Source organism: Teichococcus aestuarii (assembly GCF_042651065.1).
GTDB classification, from domain to species: Bacteria; Pseudomonadota; Alphaproteobacteria; order Acetobacterales; family Acetobacteraceae; genus Pseudoroseomonas; species Pseudoroseomonas aestuarii.
In genome coordinates this window covers 1-6,839 of the sequence record NZ_JBHSCH010000115.1, presented here as the reverse complement: position 1 = coordinate 6,839, position 6,839 = coordinate 1, and the positions used below count along the sequence as shown (strand labels likewise).

General features: G+C 68.2%; 7 protein-coding genes. 3 read left to right on the top strand and 4 right to left on the bottom strand.

What is annotated here, in order from left to right; translation table 11 throughout:
• Positions 1-98: 98 nt before the first annotated feature.
• From ACFOY6_RS23355 to radC, 3 genes are read right to left on the bottom strand one after another with little or no spacing between them, the layout of a single operon-like run.
• Positions 99-815 (bottom strand): hypothetical protein, encoded by a 717-nt coding sequence (locus ACFOY6_RS23355; protein WP_379640375.1) that lies wholly within the window; start codon positions 813-815, stop codon positions 99-101.
• Positions 815-2,554, bottom strand: coding sequence for a methyltransferase domain-containing protein (locus tag ACFOY6_RS23350; RefSeq protein ID WP_379652390.1), 1,740 nt, complete (start codon positions 2,552-2,554; stop codon positions 815-817). Before ACFOY6_RS23350 ends, ACFOY6_RS23355 begins: the two co-directional genes overlap by 1 nt.
• A 56-nt stretch (positions 2,555-2,610) precedes the next feature.
• Positions 2,611-3,252: a RadC family protein gene (radC, locus tag ACFOY6_RS23345; protein WP_379640367.1), complete on the bottom strand. Its 642-nt coding sequence runs from the start codon at positions 3,250-3,252 to the stop codon at positions 2,611-2,613.
• 418 nt (positions 3,253-3,670) lie between these two features.
• Here radC and ACFOY6_RS23340 point away from each other — a divergent pair, with 418 nt between their 5' ends.
• Together ACFOY6_RS23340 and ACFOY6_RS23335 are read left to right on the top strand one after the other, a co-directional pair.
• On the top strand, positions 3,671-4,357 hold the full coding sequence (locus tag ACFOY6_RS23340) for a thermonuclease family protein (RefSeq protein ID WP_379652389.1): 687 nt from the start codon (positions 3,671-3,673) through the stop codon (positions 4,355-4,357).
• Positions 4,358-4,416: 59 nt separating this feature from the next.
• A complete protein-coding gene (locus ACFOY6_RS23335; RefSeq protein WP_379652388.1) occupies positions 4,417-5,334 on the top strand; it encodes a 3'-5' exonuclease in 918 nt (305 codons plus the stop codon).
• Positions 5,335-5,816: 482 nt separating this feature from the next.
• Here ACFOY6_RS23335 and ACFOY6_RS23330 read toward each other — a convergent pair whose 3' ends face one another.
• Complete coding sequence (locus ACFOY6_RS23330; RefSeq protein ID WP_379640349.1) at positions 5,817-6,260, bottom strand: helix-turn-helix domain-containing protein; 444 nt, start codon at positions 6,258-6,260, stop codon at positions 5,817-5,819.
• Here ACFOY6_RS23330 and ACFOY6_RS23325 point away from each other — a divergent pair.
• Positions 6,259-6,501 carry a carph-isopro domain-containing protein gene (locus ACFOY6_RS23325; RefSeq protein ID WP_379640346.1) on the top strand — a complete coding sequence of 81 codons (243 nt, stop codon included), beginning with the start codon at positions 6,259-6,261 and terminating at the stop codon, positions 6,499-6,501. The two genes, ACFOY6_RS23330 and ACFOY6_RS23325, sit on opposite strands and share 2 nt — an antisense overlap.
• Positions 6,502-6,839 lie beyond the last annotated feature (338 nt).

Genomic DNA, 6,839 nt, shown 5'->3' with positions numbered 1-6,839 from the left:
ACCAGTGCCCCACCCCGGTTCCAATGGCTCATCGCCGCCGCCTCTGACCATGCTCCACTAAAATCTTGCCCGGAACAGTTGATGGGGGCTGGTCAGTCCTATTGCTCGATAATGCATGTACCCTCTCCCAGGACCATGCGACTGACCCCCTCATCGTTGAGCAACTCATCTGGGAAGAGAAGCCCTGCGACGCCGATGAGCAGGTACTCCGCGAAGGCCAAGGGGCAGGATCCAAACTCCTGCCAGATGTTTGCTGATCTCGGCCCCCATGCGGTGCACCAGAACCGCACCTCGACGCGCGGCCGCGGTGCGGCCACAGGGACCTCGTGGAACAAACGTCGCGCCCAGCGCACGTATTTCGGCTGCAGTTTGTTGGCTGCGTGGTTGGGCAGTGCGGCGGCGCTGAGATCACCCATGTGGTAGGCGTAGTTGTATCCCCACCGCGCAAAGCGGCCCGCATTGCTGCGGATCGTCATGACATTGGCCGAGACAACTGTGCCGGCGCGGCCATGCCGCCCCGCCTTACCGATATAGAGCGGCACCACGCAGTCCTGCGCGCTGAGGTAATGCATGACATAGAGCAGGCCCTCGGCGTCGCCCGGAGTTGCGGCGAGGAGCGCCTCGACGGTGTCGATCACCATCGCTTCCATGGCGGCAGAGCGCTGCAACATCGGTCGGCCGTCGCGGCCATAGGGGAAGACCGCAGCGGTGCTGTCCGGCATCAAGGCAAAGAGCAGCACGCCGCGCTCTGGGATATGATGCTCTTCGCAGAAGCGGTCCCACAGCGCACGCCGCGCCGTGACGGCCTGACCCATCACGGGCTCTCCCGGCTATCCCTCGGCATCGTCCACTCCGGCACCTGCTGATCCTGGCGCAGCCGAAGCCGCTGTAGGCCAATGGCGGCAAAGACCTGCTCTGGGTCGCAGTACTCTCCGCGCCCCGCGCCCAGCCCCGGCAGGCTTGCCCGCGCCTCATGCCCAAAGCGCACCGGCAGCAGCCGGTCATTGGCCTGGAGATAGGCCGCCTGCCACCAGCCGAGGATCCGCGCCTCCGCGGCGGCCAGGACCGGTGCCGAGGGCAGCCGGTCGCGCTTCAGCCGCTGGTTCACCTCCCGATGCGCCGGCAGCAGGTTCCATAGATCGCCGCAAGGCCAGGCGGACCAGGGGAACAGGTGGTCGATGTCGAGGGTAGCCGACACCAGGGCACGCCCGGTCCAGGCGCAGCGTAGCGGCGCGCCATCCTCCAGCAGGCCGAGCGCCAGGCGGCGGGACAGCGCCACATCGCGCTCCGGCTCCGCCCAGCGCATGGCCGCCGCCGCGGCCCCCGCGTCGAAGACCTGTCCCATACGCCGGGCATAGTCGCCCATCAGCCGCGTCCACTCCGCCACCAGGGCAGGCTCCACCCACGCCGCAAAGCGCTGCAGGGCGCGCCAGAGGTGCAGCGGCACCCGCACGCTGCCGAAGGACCGCAGATAGGCGGCGTCCAGCAGCAGGGCCTCCGGCGCGCTCCCTGTGCGGCTGCGCTGCACCGGCAGGATGGGACCGCCCTGCGGATAGGTCATGTAGAGCGCCGGCATCCGGGCGATGGTTCTGGCGGCCTCGCCAAGCGCGGCATGCATCGCCTTCGCCGCCGCACCGCCGAGGCGGCTGCCGATCCGGAGGTCGGCCTCAGTGGCAGCCCCCGCCAGCAGCGCCCGAAAGCCGGGCCCGGCAAAGCCCAGCCCCTCCGGCCCTGCATTGTTGGGCGCCTGCGGCAGCCGCGCCGCGACCAGGGGCCGGTACAGGCGGAGCCAGTTCAGCGCCAGCAGGCCGAGCGGCAGCACAATCTCCGCCTCGCCCTGGGGCTCGGCCAGGCCGGCGGCGCCGTCGGCGGCGCGCAGCAGCGCGCGCAGCAGGCCGAGCTTGTAGGTGGTGCTCTTGGCGTCGTTGAGGATGACGTGGCGCAGCAGGGGCAGGGCACCGGTGCCGTCATCCGGCAGGCGCAGCGCCACGCCCGTCCAGGACACCTCTGGACGACCCTGCTGGTCTGGCAGGGCCATCTGCCGCACCGGCATCAGGCCGTGGTCACGGGCCAGCGCCTCGACCTCGCCGAGTGACACCGGGTGCATGCCACTGCCCGCCGGCGCAGGACCCTGCCGCAGGGTCAGGACCAGCAGGCCGCCGGGCTTGAGCAGGGTGCAGATCTTGCGAAAGGCACGGGCCCGCTGCAGGGGTGGGACATGCTGCCAGACGGCGCTCAGCAGCACGGCGTCAAAGCTGAGCCCGCTCTGCAGCAGCCCGGCCAGCTCGGGCAGGGCGTCGGCGGTCCAGCGGATCCGGTGATCGGGATGCAGGCGCTGGCCCTGCTGCCGCATGGCGGAGGAGGGCTCGGCGGCCACCACCGCATGGCCGAGCGTGGCGAGCCAGGCGGCGTCGCGGCCGCTGCCGGCGCCGATGTCGAGCACGGCACCGGGCGAGGCGGGCAGGAGGTCACGCCACCAGCCATGCAGCGCCGCCGGCTGCACCGCCTCGTAGCGTGGCACCAGGGCCGCGGCTTGGATGTCGTACCAGGACATCCGCGCAGTATCGCCGGCGGCCTGTGGTCCGGCCAGAGCCGCCCCGTGGCGCTCTGCTACAGCAGCCCCTCGCGCCGGAGGCTCAGGGTGCACCCCTTGCCGACGATCAGATGGTCATGCAGCACCACCGAGAGGATCGCGCCGGCCGCCTTGATCTCTGCGATCATCTTGCGATCCGCCTGGCCTGATGTCAGACGGCCGTCCGGGTGGTGGTGCACCAGGATCAGCGCGGTCGCATGCAGCGCCAGCGCCCGCTTCATCACCGTGCGCGGGTCGATGGGCACGGGGTTCTTCGCATCACCAGCCTGTGCCTCGTCGGCGATCAGGCGGTTCTTGCTGTCGAGGAACAGGATGCGGAACTGCGCGGTCGTCTCGCCCGCCAAAGCGGTGTCCAGATAGGTGGTCAGCCGGTCCCAGCTGTTCAGCACCGGCTGCTCCATCCCCTCTGAACAGGCCAGGCGCAGCGCGGTGGCCTGCACCAGCTTCAGCGCCGCGATGCTGGGCGCGCCCAGGCCCGAAATCTCCGCGAGCTCCTTCTCCGAGGCCGTCAGCACCTTGGCGAAGGAGCCATGGCGGTTGATCAGGGCCTTGGCCAGCGGCTTGGTGTCGCCCTGCTTGAAGGCAAAGAACAGCAGCATCTCCAACAGCTCGTAATCGGCCAGCGCGTCCGGGCCGCGCTCCAGCAGCTTCTGCCGCATTCGCCCGCGGTGCCCGTGCGGGCCGGTGCCCTCCGGGAAGGGCAGGGCGGAACGTGGCCCTGGCGGTAGGTCCGGGCTCCTGCCGATCCAATCCGCCTTGCTGCGCCGCGGCGGGCTCGAGCTTGTCTGGCTTGCACTTCGCTGAATGGCGGCCGTGTTCTCCGCAAAGCCCGAAAAGCGCTGGACCGAAGGGGGAGGGTGGTGCGCCGGCCTCTTGGCCGAACCACCCCAGCGCAGCCTGGCCAGGTCCCGTGCCAAACGCATCAACCACACGGCTCGTGTCTCCCTTCTGGCGACCGCGCCCACCGGGCTGGGTGGTGGCCGGATCAATCTCACCAGCCGGAAGGGATGGCTCAACAGCAAAATCACGGAACCGTGAGCATGGGCGCGGGCAGGGTGGGCCGCTATGGTCCGCCGCATGTCCTTGCTTGTCCGCCTGCTGCTCGGGGTCGTCCTGCTGTCCAGCCAACCCGTCCGGGCCGTGGAGCTGTTGGGACAGGTGGTGGGGATCAGCGATGGCGACACGCTGACCCTGCTGACGCCGGAGCGGCAGCAGGTGCGGGTCCGCCTGCATGGCATCGACGCGCCGGAAAGCCGGCAGCCCTACGGCACACGGGCGCAGCAGGAGCTCTCGACCCTGGCCTTTCGCCAGGCTGTGCGGGTCGTGGTGGAGGATACCGACCGCTATGGCCGCACCGTGGGGCGGGTGTGGGCCGGCACGGTCGACGTCAACGCCGAGCTGATCCGCCGCGGCGCGGCCTGGGTCTACCGCCAGTACAACCGCGATCCGGCGCTGCCACGGCTGGAGGCGGAGGCACGCCAGGCCCGCCGCGGCCTCTGGGCCCTGCCTGCCAGCGAGCAGGTGCCGCCCTGGGAATGGCGCAGCAACGGTGGCAGGGCGTCCGCGACCCCGTCGCGGCCGCCCGCCAGCCCAACGGCGGCCCTGCCCCAGAGCCGCAGCGGGGGCGGCTTCAGCTGCGGCAGCAAGCGCTATTGCACGCAGATGACCAGCTGCGCCGAGGCGCAGTTCCATTTCCGCCAGTGCGGGCTGGCGCGGCTGGATGGCGACCGGGACGGTGTGCCGTGCGAGCGGCTCTGCCGCTGAGCCTGCCGCCATCGCCCGCTGCTCTGGCGGGGCGCCGGGTGGAGTGCCATGCAGGCAGCATGCCCTGTGATGCGACCGACCAACCCAGTCCTGCCGCTCTGGAAGCCATGGCCGCCACCCTGGAAGCCAGCGGCCGCTACCGGGTGCTGCGCCGGGTGGAGCCCTGCGTCACCATCGCGCCGCCGCCGGGCACGCCCACCCGTCTTGGCCTGCTGCTCGACCTCGAGACCACCGGGCTCGACCCTGAGCAGGACGAGATCATCGAGCTGGCCATGCTGCCCTTCACCTACGGGCTGGATGGCACGCTCTACGGCGTCGGCGAGCCCTTCAGCCGGCTGCGCCAGCCCTCCCGGTCGATCCCGCCGGCGGTGACCAGCCTGACCGGCCTGACCGATGACATGGTGGCCGGCCACCGGATCGACCCGGAGGAGGTGGCGCGGTTCATCGCCCCCGCCGCCCTGGTCGTCGCCCACAATGCGCGCTTTGACCGGCGCTTTGCCGAGCGCTTCTGCGAGGCCTTTGCGGCCAAGCCCTGGGCCTGCTCGCTGGCGCAGGTGGACTGGGCGGCAGAGGGGTTCGAGGGCACGCGGCTCGGCTATCTGGCCATGCGCTGCGGGCTGTTCTTTGGCGGCCACCGGGCGCTGCATGACTGCGAGGCGACGCTGGCGATCCTGGCGCGGCCGCTGCCCAACACCGGCGTCACCGGGCTGGCCCGGCTGCTTGAGACCGCCCGCCAGCCCTCCTGGCGGATCTGGGCGGTGGAGGCGCCCTTTGAGGCGAAGGACCGCCTCAAGGCGCGCGGCTACCGCTGGAACGGGGAGGCCACGGCAGGGCAGCCGCGCGCCTGGTACACCGATGTGCCGGAGGCCCTGCAGCAGGCGGAGCTGAGCTTCCTGTGGCAGGAGGTCTATGGCCGGGAGGTCGACCTTCCCCGGCAACGTCTCACCGCCCAGGAGCGCTTCTCCGAGCGGGGGTGAGGATGGTCTGCCCGGGAGGCAGCCTGGCTCTGAGGCAGCGTTGGTGCTCCCACCGCTTACGCCTGGCTTGCGCTTGTCTGAGATGCCCCTGGCCGGCCTCCCATGCCGCACGACAGCCGTGCCACTCATTTGCCCCCACTCCGGCATCCATTCACCGACGGGCGTAGCCGTGTTGTCCGTGAAGAAGGCGGTTCAGCAGGCGGTAAGTTGTGTGGAGGACGGAGGAGGCGAAGGTTGCGGCGAGCAGCGGCGAGCAGAAGGTCGATTTCCAATGACGACCGCAAGCAGATGCACCAACAGTGCTTGAGGAATTTTTCAGACTATCTGAATAATAATTAATCTAAAATTCAGATATGATGAAATATGGCTTTCAGTCAGGACGCTATCCCATCGTAGGAATGGCCCAACTTTCCTCTTTTGTTCTGTTTTGGGGTGTGCAAGATGGATGGGTGTTGGGCAGAGGAGGAATCAGGTGCACACTTTCAGCCGGTCTTCTTTAGAACTTGGCGCCGGCCCCTCTGCGGCTTTGCGCCGCCATTCTGCGCCCGAGCCAGGCTATTCGCCAAATCGTGGCGAAGACTGCCCATATCTCCCAGCAAGATCCAATCCGCGCTGACGCCATAGCGTTTGCAGAACTTATGGATCATGAACCAGTCCGGAGCATTCACGGCATTTATCCAGTTCGACAAGCGCGAACTGCTAATGCCAAGTTCTTCTGCGATCTCCGCCTTGCTTTCTGACACAGCCTCGACGGCTAGTTTGAAACGAAAGGCCAGACCTTCGTAGAACTCGACCTCACGTGGGTCAGGACCAGGGATGTTCATGGCTGCCGACGTTAAGGCACAGCAGGCCTGAAATCCCGACAGCAGACCTGTATCGCCTATTTCAGTTGAACTGATTTCAGATTTTCTGCAATTTAGAGCCATGAAGCGTGATCACCCCTGCCCAAATTCGGTGCTGGACCGCGCCATTGCCATCACAGGCGGTGCAAGCGCGCTGGCGCGCCAGATGGGAGTTGGCCCGAGCGCTGTGAGCAACTGGCGCATCGATGGCATCCCGGCTCGCCGGGCCCGCAAGCTGTCGGACGTCACAGGCATTCCTCTGGAGGAGATCCTGCCTCCTTCTGCCCCTGGCAGATCCCAACGGTCGCAGGGCGTCGCAACATGATCGGTGATTCCGCTGCCCTGATCCGCTTGGCGAACGCAGATCTGCTGAAACGCTTCCAGCATCGTGCGCGTGACTCTTCTGACCGCCGCTGGTGGTGCTGGATGCGGCACCGATTGCGAAACTGAGGGCGCCGCCTGCGCGACAATGCAGCGATCTGCACCAGGCGGCGCATGCCCAGCACGTGGCCGCGACGGTGGACTGTTGCCTGCCCATGTCGTGCGTCCCTGTCGCAGACAGGATCCTCGTATTCATCCGGCGAGGGCCGCGGGTCAAACTGCAGGTTTGCGCTTGACGGGTGGCTTGCGCGCCCATGCCTTGGCCAGGGCTGCGACGGCTTT

Excerpts from the sequence above, each read along its gene's own strand:
- ACFOY6_RS23355 (WP_379640375.1), bottom strand. The coding sequence starts at position 815 with ATGGGTCAGGCCGTCACGGCGCGGCGTGCGCTGTGGGACCGCTTCTGC.
- ACFOY6_RS23350 (WP_379652390.1), bottom strand. The coding sequence starts at position 2,554 with ATGTCCTGGTACGACATCCAAGCCGCGGCCCTGGTGCCACGCTACGAG.
- radC (WP_379640367.1), bottom strand. The coding sequence starts at position 3,252 with ATGCGGCAGAAGCTGCTGGAGCGCGGCCCGGACGCGCTGGCCGATTAC.
- ACFOY6_RS23340 (WP_379652389.1), top strand. The coding sequence starts at position 3,671 with ATGTCCTTGCTTGTCCGCCTGCTGCTCGGGGTCGTCCTGCTGTCCAGC.
- ACFOY6_RS23335 (WP_379652388.1), top strand. The coding sequence starts at position 4,417 with ATGCCCTGTGATGCGACCGACCAACCCAGTCCTGCCGCTCTGGAAGCC.
- ACFOY6_RS23325 (WP_379640346.1), top strand. The coding sequence starts at position 6,259 with ATGAAGCGTGATCACCCCTGCCCAAATTCGGTGCTGGACCGCGCCATT.
- ACFOY6_RS23330 (WP_379640349.1), bottom strand. The coding sequence starts at position 6,260 with ATGGCTCTAAATTGCAGAAAATCTGAAATCAGTTCAACTGAAATAGGC.